Origin of the sequence: Streptomyces sp. NPDC093225 (assembly GCF_044753805.1) — a bacterium.
Lineage (GTDB): Bacteria > Actinomycetota > Actinomycetes > Streptomycetales > Streptomycetaceae > Streptomyces.
Map to the genome: position 1 here is coordinate 1 of NZ_JBIVNX010000073.1, position 16,970 is coordinate 16,970.

Genomic DNA, 16,970 nt, shown 5'->3' on the forward strand with positions numbered 1-16,970 from the left:
GCCCCAGGGGTGGGCCTGCCGCAGGGCCTGCAGGCCATACCGGGTCAAGCGCCGAGGGGACCCACACACCACGGGACCCACCCCCGAAGCGAGCCCCCCGAAGCGGGCCCCGAGTCACCAGCCCGGCGCCACTCCCCCCCACACACACATCACAGCCGCCGCTGGGCAGGCACGCTCCCGCGCCCACCGGACAGAGCGGCCCTGAGATCCGGGTCCTTCACCGCAGCCAGGCCCCGCACCGCCACGGCCACCAGAAAAGCCCGGTCGTCACCAGCCCCCAAGCCGTCACCACCCACCGACCCGTCACCAGATCCGCGCCCCAGCCCCCACCCCCACCCCAACCTTCGGGCCCCTCCCCGCCCCCCATCCGCATCCCGCCGCCCATCCGCATCCGCATCCGCGTCCCGCCGCCGCTCGTCATCGAGTCGGAGGAGCAGCCGCTGGCCGGCCGGCGAGGCCCAGGGGGAGTAGGGGTGCGACTCGAAGCGGGCCACGCCCAGACAGCTCAGCGTCAGCACGAGCGGCAGCGCGAACCACCACCCGATCAGCGTCCGGTCCTCGCCGGCCTGCGGCAGCAGCACGGCCGCGGCGCCGAGGACGGCGATCAGCGCGCTGGCCGCCTTCACGCCGCGCACCGCCTCGTCCATGCCCAGCCGCTCCCGCTCCGGGACCGCGAGCCCCGCCCGGCCGAGCCGGTGGGCGAGGTCCCGTACCGCCGTGTCCGCGGCCGCGGCCGAGCGTATCTCCGCCACCGGCGACTGGCCGTCCGGCCCGAACGCCCCCAGTACGCAGCGCTCCAGCTCGTCCCGGGCCACCGGGTCGACCACGGTCGCCCACCCGGTGCGGGCCAGGAGCAGCCGTCGCTGGCGCTGCATGGACAGCAGCGTCAGAACCGCCACCCGTTGCGGGCCCCCGGCCAGGTAGGCCGCCTCGTAGAGGCTCAGTTCTCCGGGGTCGGGCAATCGGCCGGGATCAGGCAGCCCACCGGGATCAGGCAGCTCCCCGCCGTCGGACAGCGAGTCGCGGGACCCGGCCGGGCCGGCCGCCGCCGTGGCGGCGGCCACCAGCCGCCCACAGGAGAACAGCGCCCCGGCCCACGCCGGCAGCAGGAAGAGGACCCAGAACATGGGGGCGGTTCTACCCCGCGGGCGGACCGGCGCAGTGCGCAAGGCGCCCAGGTGTGAGCAGCTCGTGACGGTCCCGTGATCAGGAACTGCTGCTTCCGCAGCTCGAACTGGAAGAACTGCCACAACTCGAGCTGCTCGACGAACAACTGGACGACGAGGAGCCACAACTGCTGCCGGACGAGCCGCAGGAGGAACCCGAGGACCCGCAACTGCTACCCGACGACCCGCAACTGCTGCCCGACGACCCGCAACTGCTCCCGGACGAGCCGCAGCCCGACCAGTCCCCGCCGCCCCCACCGCTGCCGGTGTCGGGGCTCGCGCACCACATCACAGGAGTCGCGAAGGCGCTGTCGGAATCGTGCGTGCCGTGGCTGCGGTGCGCGCGCGAGGAGGACGAGCCGGCGTGGCCCCGCGGCCGGCCGGCGGCACCGGGGACGAGCATCAGGAGCTGGCTGCGCAGCAGCGGGTCGGGCAGGGCCCGGGGGCCCTGCAGGGCCGTCAGCACGCTGAGGTCGGCGGAGGCGAGGTGGGTCGCGCGGTACGCGGCCAGAGCCGCCTTGCCCGCGGCGGTGACCCGGCGCCCGGCCACCGCCCGCAGGACGAGACCGGCGATCAGGCCGAGGAACAGCGCGGGTACGGCGAGCAGGAAGAGCGGCACGTCGAAGTCGTACTCGTCGGTCGCGGCCGCCCACTGGACGACCGTCAGCACGAACGCGGAGGGCACCAGCAGCAGGCACACCACCGCCTGGATCAAGCCCCAGCGACGCAGGGCGGCACCCGCGCCGGGGGCGGACAGCAGGCCGCGCGCGGCCAGGCCGTCCCCGGTCTCCTGGACGGCCGCGTCGCGCATGACGGCGAGCCGCAGCCACTGCAGGGCGCCGCTGGGAGCCGCCTCGTGCGCGGCCAGCACGGCCCGCTCGACGGGGTCGGCGGCCCGCGCGCCGGAGCGGACCTGCACGATGCCGGGGCCGCCGATCATCATGCGGCCGTCCTGGCAGAGCGCGACGAGGGCGGTGTCCACGACCCGGCGCGGACCGCCGGCGAGGAAGGCCGCCTCGGTCAGGTCGTGCACGGTGGCTCCGGCCCCGCCCGCGCGGCGGGACCGGTACACGCCGACGGCGAGGCCGAGGGTGGAGGCGACGACTCCGACCCAGACGATGAGGGCGAAGTAGTTCACGATGCCGTCTCCTTTACTGATCTTGCCGGGGCTGCCGCGGCCGTCGGGGCTACCGCGACCGAAGGGACTATCGGGGCCGCCAGGGTTATCGGGGCCGTCGGGACCACCGGCGCCGCCGCGGCGGCGTTCGCCGCACGGGCCGTGGCGGTGGCCGGGCGGGCCGAAGTGGTCGCCGGGCGGGTCGTATCGATGCCCGGGGTGGCCATGGCGGCCGTGGTGCCGCCCGTGTGGCCCGCGAGGTGGGCGCGGGCCCGGCGCCCCCGCGGGCGGGGCGGCGGCACCAGGCGGTGCGCGAGCCGGGTGAGCCGGCCGGGCGGTTTGGAGCCCGCGCGGTCGCGCCACCAGGCGGTGAGCCGCCGCCGCGCGAGTCCGTCGCCGATCCCGTCGGTGAGCAGCAGGTGCTCGGCGAAGTCGAGGGCGTCGCGCCGGTAGCCGGCCGTCATGGGACGGGTCCTCGCGTAGCCGAGGAAGGACTGCCGGTACGTTTCCGCGCCGAGGATGCGCGGCAGGTCCGGCGCCACCTTGGCCACGACGTCGGCCCTCTTGGCGGCAAGGGCCCGTGCCTGCACGCGCATGCGGGGCGCGTCGAAGCCCTCGGGCACGGGGGTCCCGGCGACGAGCGCGGACAGCACGGCGGTCTGCGCGACCGCCACCCGGCCACGCACGGCCTCCCCCTCGCGGTTCCCGTCCCCCTCGACGTCACGCCCCACGGTCGTCTCCTGCCCGACCTCACCCCGACGTCCGACCTCACCCCGAGACTGGACCCCACCTCGAAGCCGGACCCCACCCCGCGCCCCCCCGGCGGTCAGGACGCCGCGGATCGCGGCCAGCTCGGCGGCCAGCTCCGGCTCCGGCGGGAAGTCGTCGTCCCGCTCGAGCAGCACCCCCGGCGGGTCCACGCGCGCCCGCAGTTCGCCGAGCAGCGCCAGCACCTCCGGCGGCACCGGGTGCGCGTGGGTGTCGTGCCACACCCCGCCGCGCTCGATCCCACCCGCCACGTGGACGTACGCCAGCGCTTCCAGCGGCAGGGCGTCGAGCACGGCCAGGGGGTCCTCGGCCCGGTTCACCCGGTTCGTGTGCAGGTTGGCGACGTCGACGAGCAGCCGTACGCCCGTGCGCTCGACCAGCTCGGCCAGGAACTGGCCCTCGGTGAGCTCGTCGTCCGGCCACGAGAACAGGGCCGCGATGTTCTCCAGGGCCAGCGGGACCGGCAGCGCGTCCTGCGCGATCCGCACGTTCTCGCACAGCACCGCCAGCGCGTCCCGGGTGCGCGGCACCGGCAGCAGGTGCCCGGCCTCCAGTCGCGGCGAAGCGGTCAGCGGGCCCCCCGCCCGCACGAACGCGATGTGCTCCGTCACCAGCGGCGCCTCCAGAGCCACCGCCCGCTCGGCCAGGTCCGCCAGTCGGCCCGGGTCGGGGCGGTCGGCCCCGCCGAGGCCCAGCGAGACGCCGTGCGGGACGACGACCGTGCCGCGTTCGCGCAGCCGGCGCAGTGAGTCCGGTAGGTGTCCGGGGCACAGGTTCTCGGCGACGACCTCGACCCAGTCGAGCCGCGGCAGCCGTTCGACCGCGTCGGCGATCTCCGGCCGCCAGCCGATCCCCACACCCAGGCGTGCCATGGGCTTCATCCGTCCCCCTCCTTGCAATCCCCGTGGTCTGTGACGCTGTCATCGCCCGCGCGACGGGGCGCCAATCCAGCCAGGGGGACGTTCAGAGGAACATTTGAGGTTCCTTACGCCGTCCCTACAAACCACCGGCTGCGGAGTCTACGATTCCGCCCGCACGGCCCGACCGCCGCACCCCCTCCCGCCCAGGTCGTCCAGCAGCAACGGGTTCATCCGGCAACAGGAGCGGCCTCGCACCCGCCCACGCGCCGGCACCCGGCGATCGCCCGTGTCCACCGGTCGATGGACAGCCGGTCCATCGGTCGGTTGCCCTGGTCCACCCCTCCTGCTCCCTAACGTGGGAGGGGAAGATCCGGGAGAGCCGCGACGCGCCCCCGTACTCATCGAAACGAGGGGTTGCCCCAATGAGCCCGTTCCTGACCGCCTTGACAGCCAGCGGGGTGATCCTGGTCATCATCCTGTCGACCGACCTGGGGACCCGCCGGATCACCCGCATGCGGCTGCTGCGCTCGATCATCGCGGTCGCGATCGTGGTCGTGCTCTTCGTCCGCTCGCTCCCCCTCGGCGGGAACGACCCCTGGCTCCAACTGGCCGGTGTCGGTGCGGGAGTCGCCTGCGGCCTGATCGCCGCCACCCTGCTGCCCGCCCACCGGGGCTCCGACGGTGACGTGTACACCAGGGGCGGCGTCGCCTACGCGATCGTCTGGACCTTGATGTCCGCCTCCCGCGTGCTCTTCGCCTACGGATCCGAGCACTGGTTCGGGCAGGACGTCATCCTGTTCAGCATCGAGAACGAACTGAGCGGACAGGACGTTTACTCGAACGCCTTCGTGTTCATGGCCCTGGCCATGGTCCTCACGCGCACCGCCGTCCTCCTCGCCAAGCGCCGCCGGTTGCGCGGCCCGCAGGTCGCGACGACCGACGGCGTCGTGGACGCCTAAGGGCCTGTCTTTTGGATCAGGCCCCAAAGACAGGCTCCCAGGAGCGTGGGTCAGTAACGAGCAAGCGGCTCGGCTTCGTGTGGTCGGCGGATCGGTTGTGGAGGCCCTGTCGGGGCCTGTGGGGCTCCGGTCGGGGTCTGCCCGCTGGGTGTGGGGCTCGCGGCGTGGCCGGGGAGGCCCGGCTGGTTACCCGGTCAGGCCAGCGAGCCCGGCGGTCCCGGCGTGACGGAAGATCTCGCGAAGGTGGTGGGAGGCCGCCAGCAGACGCCATTCACCGCGGCACCGTCCTCGCCGCGCAGGAGGAGCTGGCGTCCGTCCTGGCAGGTCATGACCTGTTCGAAGACGGGTTCAGCGATGGCCTTGCGGCGGCTGTAGGCGGCCTTGCCGGGCTTGGTCCGCAGCTTGCGGGCCATGCGCTCTTTGAGTGTGGCGTCCTTGGGTATGCGTCCGCGCGGTGCGGGCGGGACCTGCTTGTCGTGGGTTAGTCGGCCGGTGGCCATGAAGGTGTCGGTGCCGCAGGCCAGTTGGCGCTCTCGCGCAGCTTCGAGGCCGACCGCCGCCGCAGGGCCCTGCGGCCGCTTCTTCCCTACCGGCCCGACCTCGAACACTCCAGCCCCATCAGGCGTGCCGTGATCATCTCGTATGGATGGTCACGAGATACGGGCGAGGGCGCCGGATGCCTGTTCAGGCGGTCGTCGACCGGAGCTGGTGGGGCATGTTCCAGCCCTCGGCGAGTCTCGACGGGTGAACGTTGCGTCCCCCGCCGAAGAACTCGCAGAACTTCATGATCAGAGGGTCCCAGCCGAGCGGGTCCACGTAGTGCGTCCCCGGGATGACCAGGTTTTCCTCGACATGGGCGCGAAGGACCTCGACCTCGATGGCGGTGGCATGCGGTTCGGGACCGCCGAAAGGATGGGCCGAGACGACCCTGCATTCCAGCTGGACCGGGCATTCCGCAACCCTGGGGGGCCGGACCAGATCCGATGCCTGCTCGGTCAGCTGCGCGGTCGAGAACTTGTCCGGCTCGTACCGGTAGCCCTGCTTCGCCTTGTAGTCCGGCATGGCCGGCTTCCCGGTGGTGAGCGCGATCCGGTCGACGGCATCGACCATCGTCGACGAGGGCAGGTTGAGCACACACTCGCCTTCCCGCAGCAGGTTCGCGGTGGTCTGGGCGTTGTTGCCGAGACCGAGCATGCAGGACTGGTCCAGCCACCACGCTGAGGACATCGGCGCGAGGTTCGCTGTGCCGTCCTCGTTGAGTGAGCTGATCAGCACCACCGGAGTTCCGAAGTACAAGACCTTGAGCCCGGGGACGACATGCATGCGCTGTGCCTTTCGCGGAGTGCCAGACGGACAGGTCCGCGATCAGGAACACGAACCGTCGCCGACTCTCTCGTGAGCGAGACGCCAACGCTGGCGGTAATACGACATCGCGATTCGGACGAGTGGATCAACCGCCCGATGACAGGCCCGGCGTTGATTACTCGGACACGCTCCTAGCCGCGTCGTCCGGAGAGGGCCGGGTGGTCGGCGACGACCGTGGCGCTGTTCGGGGCGATCTCCGTGAAGCCCGCGTCACGGACGACCGGCAGACCGTCCGTCGTCAGGCGGGCCCACTGGTCGGGGGTGGCGGTGCGGACGGCGAGGCGGAAGTCCGCGGCCCGCCACGCGGCGCGGGCCGCGTCGTCGAGGGCCCACCAGGCCAGCTGGGCGCCGTGCCCGACCTGGGCCATCGCCTTGCCGGCCGACATCTCCAGCTCCGGGCTCAGCCACAGCACCGGAACGCCGTCGCCGGGGGACCCGACCGGGTCCGGGTCGTCGAGTTCGGTGCCCGAGACCTGGAGCTTGGCCAGCTCCTTGGGCCAGCCGTCCAGCGGCACCGGCGGGAAGACCCGCACCTCTGCCGCGTCGCCGTGCACCGTGAGGCCCGGCAGCGTCGCCGCCTTGCGCCACTCCGCGCCGCGGGCCCGCCGCACGACCTTGCGGATCCGGGCGTCCTGCCAGGCGCGCACCGTCGCGGCCCACTCGCCGTCGCCGAGCGCCCGCTCGTCCGAGAGCAGGACGAGCACCGCGCGCGCCGCCGTCTCCAGGGCGTCGGTACGGGCCGGGGGGCCGGCCTTCTCGATGCGCACCACCAACGGCAGGACGTACTGGGGTGCGTCGTCCCGGGCCGAGGCCGGCCGGAACGGGCTGTCGGCGCCGACGGCGGACGTCGCGGCGGGCGTCGCGGCGGGCGTCGCGGTGGGGTGGGTGGTGCTCTCGGGGCGGTCGTGGTCGCTGCTGCTCATCCCACCCAGTCTGCCAGGCGGTATTGCGAGCCTGTGACACACCGGCTGTTGTCCCGGTTCCCCCGGACGGGCGAAGATCAGCCGCATGAAGAGCGATCTCTTTGCCTCAGAGAACATGGCGCAGCAGGCCACCGCACCCGGCATGAGCCTGCAGAACGCCAAGTCCGTCAAGTACGCCGTCAACGGGGAGATGCTGGCCCGACAGGGCTCCATGATCGCCTTCCGCGGCAACCTGCAGTTCGAGCGCAAGGGCCAGGGCATCGGCGGCATGCTCAAGCGCGCCGTCACCGGCGAGGGCCTGGCCCTGATGTCCGTCCGAGGTCAGGGCGAGGCCTGGTTCGCGCACGAGGCGGCCAACTGCTTCATCGTCGAGATCGAGCAGGGCGACGCGCTGACCATCAACGGCCGCAACGTCCTGTGCTTCGACCCCACGCTGTCGTACGAGATCAAGATGGTGAAGGGCGCCGGCATGACCGGCGGCGGGCTGTTCAACAGCCTCTTCACGGGCCACGGCAAGCTGGCCGTGATCTGCGAGGGCAACCCGATCGTCATACCGGTCTCGCCGCAATACCCCGTGTACGTCGACACCGACGCGGTGGTCGGCTGGAGCGCGCACCTCGACACGTCGCTGCACCGCTCGCAGTCCGTCGGCTCGATGCTGCGCGGCGGCTCCGGCGAGGCCGTGCAGCTGATGCTCCAGGGCGAGGGCTTCGTCATCGTCCGCCCGAGCGAGCACGTGCCGGTGATCAAGGCCGGCCACTGAGCCGGTCCGCGGGATCCGACCCCCGGGGCGCAGGTCGTGACCACTGCCCCGGGGGAAGCGGTCACTTGCCCATGAGCTCCGAGACCTTGACGAACCGGTAGCCGCGCCTGCGCAGCTCGGGGACGATCCGCCGGACGGCCGTCTCGGTGACCGGCGCCGCGCTGCGGGTGCAGTGCATGACCACCACGGAGCCCGGCTTCACGCCGTCGAGCACCTCCTGGGCCACCGCGTCCGGGTCCTTGGCGAAGGCGTCGCCGCTCACCACGTCCCACTGCACCGCCGTGACGTTCGCGGTGGACAGGGCGCGCAGCGCGTCGTCGTCGTAGCAACCGCCGGGGAAGCGGAAGTACGGGACGACCTCGCGCGCGCCCGCCTTGCGGAAGGCCTCGAAGGCCCGGTCCACGTCGGCCCGCGCGGCGGCCGCGTCGAGGGCGGGCAGCCCGTAGCAGGGCTCCTTGAACGCGTAGTGGCTGTACGAGTGGTTGGCGATCTCGAACATCGGGTCGGTGCCGATGGACCCCGCCTGGTCGGGGTACTCCTCGGCCCAGCGGCCGGTCATGAAGACCGTCGACGGCACCTTCAGCCGCCGCAGGGTGGCGATCAGCTGCGGGTTGTCGAAGCGCTCGCCACCGGCCGCGCGCGGTCCCTGATCGGCCGTCATGTCGGCGTCGAAGGTGAGTGCGACGACCTTGTCGGTGCTGTTCCGGGCCCGCTCGAACACCGAGGTCAGACCGCCGGGCCCGGGTGCCAGGGTGGGTACGGACAGACGTCCGGTGCCGGATCCGGGCCGGACGGCGAGCCCGGCACCGGCACCGGAGCCGCCTCCCGAGGGGGAAGGCGACGCGGCGGCCGGAGCGGTCGGGGAGGCGGAGGCGGAGGCGGAGGCGGCCGGACCGGCCGGGCCGGCGGTCCCGCCGTGCCGGGAGCCGAGGGCCGCCGAACCGGCGGCGGAGCCGCCCCCGCAGCCGGTCAGGACCGTGCCGAGGGCAGCGGTGAGCGCGGCCGCGGCCGCGACTCTTCGTACGGAGAAGGTCACCCAGGCAAAATATATGACTATGTGGCGATCGGACGCTTACGGCACTCGCCGACGGCGCGGTGCCGTCCGCGGGGCGGTACGGCGCCCGTCCGTCCGGGCTCCGGCCACCCGCCCGGGCCGCCCGCCGGGCCGGGGTCAGCGCCAGGGGCCGGTGACCGCGAACGTGGTGCCCGGGGTGTAGCAGTTGACGAACACGACCGACCCGTCCGGCGCGAAGGTGACGCCCGCGAACTCGCCGTACTCCGGCTGCCCGGCGGATCCGCCCGCCGCGCCGGCGGCCGGTGCCAGGGCCTGGCGGCCGCGGGCGACCGGGTACACGTCCCCGCCCGGCGCCAGTCCGAAGACGTACTGTTCGCCGCCCCCGTCCTCGCACACCATCAGCCCGCCGCCCGGCGCCAGGCAGATGTTGTCGGGGGACTCCCCGGGCAGCGCCGGGTCGGTGGCTGGGCCGAAGACCACCAGCAGGGTCAGCCGCCGGCGGTCCGGCTCGTACGCCCACACCTGGCCGAAGTGGTCGGCCGCGGACCCCTCGCGGCGGCGCGCGAAGCTGGAGACGAAGAAGACGCGCGAGCCGCCCCAGTAGCAGCCCTCGAGCTTCTGGGCGTGGGTGATGCCCCGGCGGCCGAAGTCCTGCAGCCGTACGGGCGTCCGGCGGGCCGACGGGTCGGGCACGGGCACCCACTCGACGCGCTCGAAGACCGTTCCCGGCTCCTGCACCACCGACAGGTCGGGCACCCCCGGCACCCGCATCGCCTCCAGCAGCCCGCCGGCGCGCAGCGAGCCGGTGCCGCCGAGCGGGCGGTACGGCAGGAAGCGGTAGAAGAGCCCGAAGGGCTCGACCCAGGCGTCCTCGGTCTCGTACACGACGCCGGTGCGCGGGTCGACGGCGACGGCCTCGTGCTGGAAGCGGCCGAGGGCGGTGAGCGGATGGGCTCCCGTGCGGTGCGGGTCGACCGGGTCGACCTCGAAGACGAAGCCGTGGTCCTTCTCGTAGCCGGTGGTGCCGGCCAGGTCCTCGGTCTCCTCGCAGGTCAGCCAGGTGCCCCACGGGGTCGGGCCGCCCGCGCAGTTGTACGCCGTACCCGCGATGCCGACCCGCTCGGCGGCCAGGCCCCCGCGGCCGTCGGGTTCGAGCACGGTGCAGCCGCCCCGGCCGCCGCGGTCGTACACCAGGCCGTCGACGTGGGGCACGGGGAACTCGGCGGTGGCCTTGTTCTCGTGGTTGCGCACCAGGCGCAGCCGGCCGTCGGGACCGGTGAACGCGCCCATGCCGTCGCAGTTCGAGGGCACCGGGCCCTCTCCGGAGCGCATGGGGGTGCCCGTCCGGGACAGCACGTCGTAGCGGAAGCCCGCCGGCAGGTCGAGGAGTCCGTGCGGGTCCGGGACGAGCGGGCCGTAGCCGGCGTGGCCCGGCGGTACGGTCGGGCCCGCGGGGCGGCTCCGGGACGCGCCGGCCCGGGGCGAGGCCGAAGGGGTGGGGGTCGAAGCGGCGGCGGCCGAAGCGGTGGCGGCGGGACCGGTGGCGGCCGAAGCGGCGGCGGTGCCGAGGAGGTCGGCGACGGCTCCGGTGAAGGCGATCGCCCCCGCACCGGCGAGGATCTGACGTCGGGTCGCTTCCACGGGGCAACTCCCGGTGTGCGGAGGGGAGAAGTGACCCGCATGTGGTACCACGCGCACCGCGCGCGGTGGCTGATGCGGGCCACCCGGCTCCGGAAGTCGACCCCGAAGGGGTCAGGCGAGCTTCGCCTCGAGCGTGATCGTCGTACCGGTGAGCGCCTGGCTGACCGGGCAGTTCTTCTTCGCGTCCTCGGCCGCGGCCTGGAAGCCCTCCGCGTCGATGCCGGGCACCTCGCCCTCCACCGTCAGGTGGATGCCGGTGATGCCGGTGCCGGGCTGGAAGGTGACGGCCGCACTGGTGGTGAGCCGGGTGGGCGGGGTGTCCTTGCCCGCCAGGGCGTGGGAGAGGGCCATCGAGAAGCAGCTGGAGTGGGCGGCGGCGATCAGCTCCTCGGGGCTGGTCTTGCCGTTCGGCTCCTCGGAGCGCGCCGGCCACGAGACGTCGTACGTGCCGATGCCGGAGGAGTCGAGCGTCACCTTGCCCGAGCCCTTCAGCAGGTTGCCTTCCCAGACGGTGTGTGCGTGCCGCGTGGTGGCCATGGTGCGTCCCTTCTGGCGGTCCGGACCCCCGCGGTAAGCGGCGGGCCGGCCGGGACCGTTCGGCCCCGGCCGTGCCCAACCTACTGGGACACCAGGCCCTTCGCGTCGCGCGCCAGGGCCGTGAGCCGGGATATGGCGCGGAAGTACTTCTTGCGGTACCCGCCGTTCAACATCTCTTCGCCGAAGATGCGGTCGAAGGGCACGCCGGAGGCGAGGACCGGGATTTCGCGGTCGTAGAGCCGGTCCGCGAGCACGACCAGGCGCAGCGCGGTCGACTGGTCGGGCACCGGGCCCACGTCGGTGAGGCAGACCGCGGTGACGTCGTCGGTGAGCGCGCCGTACCGGCTCGGGTGAACCCTGGCCAGGTGTTCGAGCAGGTTCGGGAAGTCGTCCAGGCTCGCGCCGGGCGTCGCGTACGCGGTCTTGGCGACCTGCTCGTCCGAGAACGGCGCGGGAGCCTCGGGCAGACCGCGGTGCCGGTAGTCCTGGCCGTCGATGCGCAGCGGCTTGAAGTGCGCCGACAGCCCCTGTATCTCCCGCAGGAAGTCGGCGGCTGCGAAGCGGCCCTCGCCGAGCTTGCCCGGCAGGGTGTTCGAGGTGGCGGCGAGCGCCACGCCCGCCTCGACGAGCTTGCCGAGCAGCGTGGAGACCAGGACCGTGTCGCCCGGGTCGTCCAGCTCGAACTCGTCGATGCACAGGAGCCGGTGGTCGCCCAGGGTGCGGACGGTCTGCTGGAAGCCGAGGGCGCCGACCAGGTTCGTCAGCTCCACGAAGGTGCCGAAGGCCTTGTACTCCGGCGCGGCCGGGGTGGCGTGCCACAGGGAGGCCAGCAGGTGCGTCTTGCCGACGCCGTAGCCGCCGTCGAGGTAGACGCCGCGCGGCCCGACGGGGGCCGCCGGCTTGCGCGAGAACCACCGCTTCTTGCCGGCGCCGCTGGCGTGGGCGCCGCCGAGGGTCCCGGCGAAGCCGCTCAGCACGGTGACGGCCTCGGCCTGGCTGGGCTGGCCGGGATCGGGGTCGTACGTGGAGAACCGCACGGAGTCGAAGCGCGGGGGCGGCACCATCTCGGCGACCAGCCGCTCGGCGGGGACGTGCGGTTCGCGGGCGCACAGGGAGAGCGGGCCCGCCTCGGCTATCTGGCTCCGCCCGGTCGCGGAGAGGGACGTTGACACAGCCCTCAACTCTACGCGTCGTGCCACACTCACCCCATGCGACGCCTGTTCCCTGTGACCGATCAGACAGCCCGGCCCGGCCGCCCCGGCGGGCCCGACGAGACCGCGGACCGGGAATGGGGGTTCGACGAGCTGGCCGACGCGTACGCGTACCCGGCGCTCGCGGCCGGTGTCGAGGGCGGCGTCGAGGCCGGTACCGCGGCCGGTGGCGGGGCCGTGGAAGGAGCCGCCGCCGGCGCTCCCGGCCACTGGCTGCGGGCCAACATGGTGTCCACCCTCGACGGGGCCGCCCAGCACGACGGGCGCTCCCAGCCGATCTCCTCCGACACCGACATGCGGATCTTCGGCACCCTGCGGGCGCTGGCCGACGTGGTCGTGGTCGGCGCGGAAACGGTTCGTCTCGAGGGCTACCGCCCCGCCCGCGCCCGGGAGGCCTTCGCCGACCGCCGGGCGGCCGCGGGCCAGGGACCGGCCCCCGTCATCGCGGTGATCACCGCGAGCCTGGACCTGGACTTCTCCCTGCCGCTGTTCACCTCGCCCCTGGTCCCCACCCTGGTGCTCACCGGCGCCGGCGCGGCCACCGACCGGGTGGCCGCGGCCCGCGGGGCCGGTGCGGAGGTGCTGTTCGCCGGCGACGGGGCGGCCGTGGACCCGGCCCGCGCGGTCGCCGCGCTCGCCGAGCGCGGGCTGCGCCGCCAGCTCACCGAGGGCGGGCCCCGGATGCTGGGCCAGTTCATCGCCGCCGGGGTGCTCGACGAGCTCTGCCTGACCGTCTCCCCGACGCTCACCGCGGGCGACGCCCAGCGGATCGCCGGGGGGCCCGGGATCGCGGTGCCGGCCCGGCTCGCGCTGGCCTCCGTACTGGAGGAGGCCGGGTTCCTTTTCACCCGCTACCGTCGGATCTGACACCTACCGGAATTTATCGTTCCGCTTAGCGTCCACTGGGCACACTTACCTGCGCAGGCCCCGTGGCAGAGCGGGGCAGGATGGTTTCCGCAGGGGCCGCGCGGCCCATGAAGGAGAGGGCGTCCGTGTTCACGAGCGTTTTGATGATCGAGAAGCCTCTGACACCCGTAGACGTGGACTTCGTCACGACCCTGCACGGAGACGACAAGGTCTCCTTCATCGTGCTCATGCAGCCCCGGGGCGACCAGGACCGGCTCCTGCGCGCCATCGACGACGTGGCCCTCGGGGAGATCCCCGAGGCCATCCGGGAGGGCGACGAGCCCGAGGGCGACGACGCCCGCGGCCCGGCCGAGAAGGCCCTCGAGCACTCGCTGAACGCGCTGCGGGCCAAGGGCGGCACCGCCGTCGGGCAGATCGTCGAGAATCATCCGCTGGACAAACTGAAGACCGTGGTGGAGGAGAGCGGGGCCGACGAGGTGATCGTCCTGACCGCCCCGCACTTCGTCGAGGAGTTCTTCCACCGGGACTGGGCGTCCCGCGCCCGGCACAAGGTCGGAGTTCCGGTGCTGAAGCTCTTCGCCCACAACGAATAAGCTGACCGACGGCGCCCAGCGCCCCCACCGCCGTACGCACGGACCGGCCGTCCGCGCGTAGCCTCGTACCCGCACGTATCGCACCGCACCTGGGGAGATCCCGTATGACGCCGTCGCCCGGCCTGCCGACCGCCATGGAACGGCCCCACTTCATCGGCATCGGCGGCGCCGGGATGTCCGGCATCGCGAAGATCCTCGCCCAGCGCGGCGCCCGGGTGGCCGGCAGCGACGCCCGTGAGTCCGGGACCGCCGGGGCCCTGCGCGCCCAGGGCGCCACGGTCCACATCGGCCACGCCGCCGGTCACCTCGCCGAGGACGCGAGCTGCGTCGTCGTCTCCAGCGCCATCCGCGCCGACAACCCCGAGCTGGCCCGCGCCGCCGAGCTCGGCATCCCCGTCGTGCACCGCTCCGACGCGCTCGCCTCCCTCATGGACGGCCTGCGCCCGATCGCGGTCGCGGGCACCCACGGCAAGACCACCACCACCTCGATGCTGGCCGTCTCGCTCGGTGCCCTGGGCCTGGACCCCTCCTACGCGATCGGCGGCGACCTCGACGCGCCCGGCTCCAACGCCCACCACGGCACCGGCGAGATCTTCGTGGCGGAGGCGGACGAGAGCGACCGCAGCTTCCACAAGTACGCGCCCGAGGTCGCGATCGTCCTCAACGCCGAGCTCGACCACCACGCGAACTACGCGTCGATGGACGAGATCCACGAGTCCTTCGAGACCTTCGTCGGCAAGGTCGTCGAGGGCGGCACCCTGGTCGTCTCCGCCGACCAGGAGGGCGCCGTCGAGCTGACCGCCCGCGTCGGCGCGCGCGCCGGCCTGAACGTGGTCACCTACGGCGAGGCCGAGGGCGCCGACGTCCGCGTCACCCGCGTCGTCCCGCGCGGCCTGACCAGCGAGGTCACCGTCCTGCTCGACGGGCGGGAGCTGACCTTCACCGTCTCCGTGCCCGGCCGCCACTACGCGCACAACGCCGTCGCGGCCCTCGCCGCCGGCGTGGCCCTGGGTGTCCCCGCCGACGACCTGGCCGCCGCGCTGGGCAAGTACACCGGCGTCAAGCGCCGCCTCCAGCTCAAGGGCGAGGCCGCGGGCGTGCAGGTCATCGACTCGTACGCGCACCACCCCACCGAGATGACCGCCGACCTGGAGGCCATCCGCGGCGCCGCCGGGGACTCCCGGATCCTGGTCGTCTTCCAGCCGCACCTCTTCTCCCGCACCCAGGAGCTGGGCAAGGAGATGGGCCAGGCCCTCGCGCTCGCCGACGCCTCCGTGGTCCTCGACATCTACCCGGCCCGCGAGGACCCGGTCCCCGGCGTCACCAGCGAGATCATCATCGACGCGGCGCGGGCCGCGGGCGCCGACGTCGCCGCCCAGCACGACAAGACCGCGGTGCCCGAGATCGTCGCGGGAATGGCGAAGCCCGGCGACCTCGTTCTCACCATGGGCGCGGGCGACGTGACCGACCTGGGCCCGGTCATTCTCGAGGGCCTTGCCCGCCTGTCGAACTGAGGGAGCACGCGTCATGTCGTACGAGGTCGAGAAGCCGGACGAGCAGTGGCAGGCCGAGCTCACCCCGTCCGAGTACCAGGTGCTGCGCCTGGGCGGCACCGAGCCGGCCTTCCGCGGTGAGTACACCGACACCAAGACCGAGGGCGTCTACTCCTGCCGCGCCTGCGGTGCGGAGCTGTTCCGCTCGGACACCAAGTTCGAGTCGCACTGCGGCTGGCCGTCGTTCTACGACCCGAAGGACTCCGAAGCGGTCGAGCTGCTCGCCGACACCTCGCACGGCATGGTCCGCACCGAGGTCCGCTGCGCCCGCTGCGGCTCGCACCTGGGCCACGTCTTCGAGGGCGAGGGCTACCCGACCCCCACGGACCAGCGCTACTGCATCAACTCGATCTCCCTGCGGCTGACGCCCGACGAGGCCTGAGCCGACGCGGAAGGCGGCCCCCCGGACCCCGGGGCGGCCGCCTTCGGCGTGTCCGGGGGGCGATGATGATCGCCGACGTGTGCGTGCGTACGACCTCTGGGGGGCCAGTGAGAAGGAAGATCCTCGGCGCGGCGGTGGCCGTCGTGCTCGGCGCGGGGCTGCTCACCGCCTGCGCGTCCGCCGGTGGCGACGAGCTGCGGTACGCGGGCGACTACGCCGGCCACCGGCCGCTGGCCGTGGTCGGCTTCCCCTCCGCAGGGTCGCTCCAGGTCGTCCAGGAGGTCGTCTGGGCGCTCGGCGAGGGCGACGCGGAACGGCTGGCGGCCGTCGCGACCGACGACGGCGACGCGGACGCCGTCGGGAAGACGGCCGCCAACTGGATCGCCGCGTTCGGGAAGGGCGCGCGGGGCAAGGTGACGGCCGAGTTCTACGACGAGGGGTCGGAGCGGCAGGTCGTCGTGCTGTACTTCCACGACACCGGCCGGACGAAGGACCTGGTGGTGCGGGTGACCAACGACGGCGGACCGGCGTGGGGCTGGCGGGTGCGCCTGAACGAACCCGATCCCGCCGAGGCGGCCGCGGCGCCGACCTGGGCGCCGAAGGAGCCCGGCGCGCACGGTTCGCTCAGCGTGCCCTGAGCCGACGCGCCCCCGTCGTGCGCGGGTGCACCCCCGTACCGGTGCGCCCCGGTACGTACGGGGCCCTTACGCCCCCGCCCCTACGCCCCCGCCGCGCAGGCGGGGCAGCGGCCGCGGTAGGTGACCTCGGCGTCGGAGACCGTGAAGCCGAAGCGTTCGGAGGCGGGGAGGGCGGCCAGCGGGTCGCCCTCGGGCTGGACGTCGCGGATGGTGCCGCAGCCCCCGCAGACCAGGTGGTGGTGCGGTCGGTGCGCGTTGGGGTCGTACCGCTTGGCGCGGCCGTCGGTGGCGACCTCCGTGACCTCGCCGAGCGCGACCAGCTCCCCGAGGGTGTTGTAGACCGTCGCGCGGGAGATCTCCGGCAGTCGCGCGGCGGCCCGGACCAGGACCTCGTCCGCCGTGAGGTGGATGTGTTCGCCGCTCAGCACCTCGGCGACCACCCGGCGCTGGGCGGTCATCCGCCAGCCCCGTCCACGAAGCCGTTCCAGCAGTGTACTCATGCCTCACCAGCCTCACAGTGCGTCTCCGGACACATCAACCAGGTCGGGTCTGGTTGTCATCTTGACTTAGATTATGTCCATCGTAGGATCTGTTCCGGTAGTAGCCAAGGGA

General features: G+C 73.3%; 17 protein-coding genes and 1 pseudogene. 7 read left to right on the forward strand and 11 right to left on the reverse strand.

The genetic code is table 11. From position 1 onward, the window contains the following. Window positions 1–149 precede the first annotated feature (149 nt). The 3 genes from ACIQCH_RS35575 to ACIQCH_RS35585 all read right to left on the reverse strand — a co-directional run bounded on the left by ACIQCH_RS35575 (window position 150) and on the right by ACIQCH_RS35585 (window position 3,923). Entirely contained in the window at window positions 150–1,127 is a 978-nt protein-coding gene (locus ACIQCH_RS35575) for a TIGR04222 domain-containing membrane protein (RefSeq protein WP_402587983.1), read from the reverse strand. 79 nt (window positions 1,128–1,206) lie between these two features. Next, window positions 1,207–2,304 carry a TIGR04222 domain-containing membrane protein gene (locus tag ACIQCH_RS35580; protein WP_402587985.1) on the reverse strand — a complete coding sequence of 366 codons (1,098 nt, stop codon included), beginning with the start codon at window positions 2,302–2,304 and terminating at the stop codon, window positions 1,207–1,209. After that, a complete protein-coding gene (locus ACIQCH_RS35585) occupies window positions 2,301–3,923 on the reverse strand; it encodes a DUF692 domain-containing protein (RefSeq protein ID WP_402588038.1) in 1,623 nt (540 codons plus the stop codon). Before ACIQCH_RS35585 ends, ACIQCH_RS35580 begins: the two co-directional genes overlap by 4 nt. Window positions 3,924–4,333: 410 nt before the next feature. Between ACIQCH_RS35585 and ACIQCH_RS35590 the strand changes: the two genes are divergently transcribed. Next, entirely contained in the window at window positions 4,334–4,870 is a 537-nt protein-coding gene (locus ACIQCH_RS35590) for a hypothetical protein (RefSeq protein WP_402587987.1), read from the forward strand. 186 nt (window positions 4,871–5,056) lie between these two features. Here the strand turns inward: ACIQCH_RS35590 and ACIQCH_RS35595 are convergent. The 3 genes and pseudogenes from ACIQCH_RS35595 to ACIQCH_RS35605 form a co-directional block, all read right to left on the reverse strand. After that, window positions 5,057–5,421, reverse strand: a pseudogene (locus tag ACIQCH_RS35595) (transposase); the annotation flags it as partial. Window positions 5,422–5,554: 133 nt separating this feature from the next. Continuing rightward, entirely contained in the window at window positions 5,555–6,193 is a 639-nt protein-coding gene (locus ACIQCH_RS35600; RefSeq protein WP_402587989.1) for a flavin reductase family protein, read from the reverse strand. Window positions 6,194–6,366: 173 nt separating this feature from the next. Continuing rightward, window positions 6,367–7,158 (reverse strand): peptidyl-tRNA hydrolase, encoded by a 792-nt coding sequence (locus ACIQCH_RS35605; RefSeq protein ID WP_402587991.1) that lies wholly within the window; start codon window positions 7,156–7,158, stop codon window positions 6,367–6,369. 85 nt (window positions 7,159–7,243) lie between these two features. Between ACIQCH_RS35605 and ACIQCH_RS35610 the strand changes: the two genes are divergently transcribed. After that, window positions 7,244–7,921: an AIM24 family protein gene (locus ACIQCH_RS35610; RefSeq protein ID WP_402587993.1), complete on the forward strand. Its 678-nt coding sequence runs from the start codon at window positions 7,244–7,246 to the stop codon at window positions 7,919–7,921. Window positions 7,922–7,982: 61 nt separating this feature from the next. Here ACIQCH_RS35610 and ACIQCH_RS35615 read toward each other — a convergent pair whose 3' ends face one another. The 4 genes from ACIQCH_RS35615 to zapE all read right to left on the reverse strand — a co-directional run bounded on the left by ACIQCH_RS35615 (window position 7,983) and on the right by zapE (window position 12,286). Then, window positions 7,983–8,957, reverse strand: coding sequence for a polysaccharide deacetylase family protein (locus ACIQCH_RS35615; RefSeq protein WP_402587995.1), 975 nt, complete (start codon window positions 8,955–8,957; stop codon window positions 7,983–7,985). 135 nt (window positions 8,958–9,092) lie between these two features. Next, entirely contained in the window at window positions 9,093–10,577 is a 1,485-nt protein-coding gene (locus tag ACIQCH_RS35620; RefSeq protein ID WP_402587997.1) for an alkaline phosphatase PhoX, read from the reverse strand. 111 nt (window positions 10,578–10,688) lie between these two features. Then, window positions 10,689–11,114 (reverse strand): OsmC family protein, encoded by a 426-nt coding sequence (locus ACIQCH_RS35625; protein WP_402587999.1) that lies wholly within the window; start codon window positions 11,112–11,114, stop codon window positions 10,689–10,691. A gap of 80 nt (window positions 11,115–11,194) precedes the next feature. Then, window positions 11,195–12,286, reverse strand: a complete 1,092-nt coding sequence (gene zapE / locus ACIQCH_RS35630) for a cell division protein ZapE (RefSeq protein ID WP_402588001.1) — start codon at window positions 12,284–12,286, stop codon at window positions 11,195–11,197. Between the two features lie 36 nt (window positions 12,287–12,322). Here zapE and ACIQCH_RS35635 point away from each other — a divergent pair, with 36 nt between their 5' ends. The 5 genes from ACIQCH_RS35635 to ACIQCH_RS35655 all read left to right on the forward strand — a co-directional run bounded on the left by ACIQCH_RS35635 (window position 12,323) and on the right by ACIQCH_RS35655 (window position 16,358). After that, window positions 12,323–13,192 (forward strand): pyrimidine reductase family protein, encoded by an 870-nt coding sequence (locus tag ACIQCH_RS35635; RefSeq protein WP_402588003.1) that lies wholly within the window; start codon window positions 12,323–12,325, stop codon window positions 13,190–13,192. 125 nt (window positions 13,193–13,317) lie between these two features. Next, the gene (locus ACIQCH_RS35640) at window positions 13,318–13,785 is read left to right on the forward strand and encodes an indole-3-glycerol phosphate synthase (RefSeq protein ID WP_402588005.1); all 468 of its coding nucleotides are present in this window, start codon (window positions 13,318–13,320) and stop codon (window positions 13,783–13,785) included. 104 nt (window positions 13,786–13,889) lie between these two features. Beyond that, window positions 13,890–15,299 (forward strand): UDP-N-acetylmuramate--L-alanine ligase, encoded by a 1,410-nt coding sequence (gene murC, locus ACIQCH_RS35645; protein WP_402588007.1) that lies wholly within the window; start codon window positions 13,890–13,892, stop codon window positions 15,297–15,299. A gap of 13 nt (window positions 15,300–15,312) precedes the next feature. Next, on the forward strand, window positions 15,313–15,720 hold the full coding sequence (msrB, locus tag ACIQCH_RS35650; RefSeq protein WP_402588009.1) for a peptide-methionine (R)-S-oxide reductase MsrB: 408 nt from the start codon (window positions 15,313–15,315) through the stop codon (window positions 15,718–15,720). Between the two features lie 107 nt (window positions 15,721–15,827). Further along, on the forward strand, window positions 15,828–16,358 hold the full coding sequence (locus ACIQCH_RS35655) for a hypothetical protein (protein ID WP_402588011.1): 531 nt from the start codon (window positions 15,828–15,830) through the stop codon (window positions 16,356–16,358). A gap of 80 nt (window positions 16,359–16,438) precedes the next feature. On the opposite strand, the gene ACIQCH_RS35660 is transcribed toward ACIQCH_RS35655, so the two are convergent. Next, window positions 16,439–16,858 (reverse strand): Fur family transcriptional regulator, encoded by a 420-nt coding sequence (locus ACIQCH_RS35660; protein ID WP_402588013.1) that lies wholly within the window; start codon window positions 16,856–16,858, stop codon window positions 16,439–16,441. Window positions 16,859–16,970: the final 112 nt, after the last annotated feature.

Excerpts from the sequence above, each read along its gene's own strand:
- ACIQCH_RS35575 (WP_402587983.1), bottom strand. The coding sequence starts at position 1,127 with ATGTTCTGGGTCCTCTTCCTGCTGCCGGCGTGGGCCGGGGCGCTGTTC.
- ACIQCH_RS35605 (WP_402587991.1), bottom strand. The coding sequence starts at position 7,158 with ATGAGCAGCAGCGACCACGACCGCCCCGAGAGCACCACCCACCCCACC.
- ACIQCH_RS35585 (WP_402588038.1), bottom strand. The coding sequence starts at position 3,923 with ATGGCACGCCTGGGTGTGGGGATCGGCTGGCGGCCGGAGATCGCCGAC.
- ACIQCH_RS35610 (WP_402587993.1), top strand. The coding sequence starts at position 7,244 with ATGAAGAGCGATCTCTTTGCCTCAGAGAACATGGCGCAGCAGGCCACC.
- murC (WP_402588007.1), top strand. The coding sequence starts at position 13,890 with ATGACGCCGTCGCCCGGCCTGCCGACCGCCATGGAACGGCCCCACTTC.
- ACIQCH_RS35600 (WP_402587989.1), bottom strand. The coding sequence starts at position 6,193 with ATGCATGTCGTCCCCGGGCTCAAGGTCTTGTACTTCGGAACTCCGGTG.
- msrB (WP_402588009.1), top strand. The coding sequence starts at position 15,313 with ATGTCGTACGAGGTCGAGAAGCCGGACGAGCAGTGGCAGGCCGAGCTC.
- ACIQCH_RS35590 (WP_402587987.1), top strand. The coding sequence starts at position 4,334 with ATGAGCCCGTTCCTGACCGCCTTGACAGCCAGCGGGGTGATCCTGGTC.
- ACIQCH_RS35660 (WP_402588013.1), bottom strand. The coding sequence starts at position 16,858 with ATGAGTACACTGCTGGAACGGCTTCGTGGACGGGGCTGGCGGATGACC.
- ACIQCH_RS35635 (WP_402588003.1), top strand. The coding sequence starts at position 12,323 with ATGCGACGCCTGTTCCCTGTGACCGATCAGACAGCCCGGCCCGGCCGC.
- ACIQCH_RS35625 (WP_402587999.1), bottom strand. The coding sequence starts at position 11,114 with ATGGCCACCACGCGGCACGCACACACCGTCTGGGAAGGCAACCTGCTG.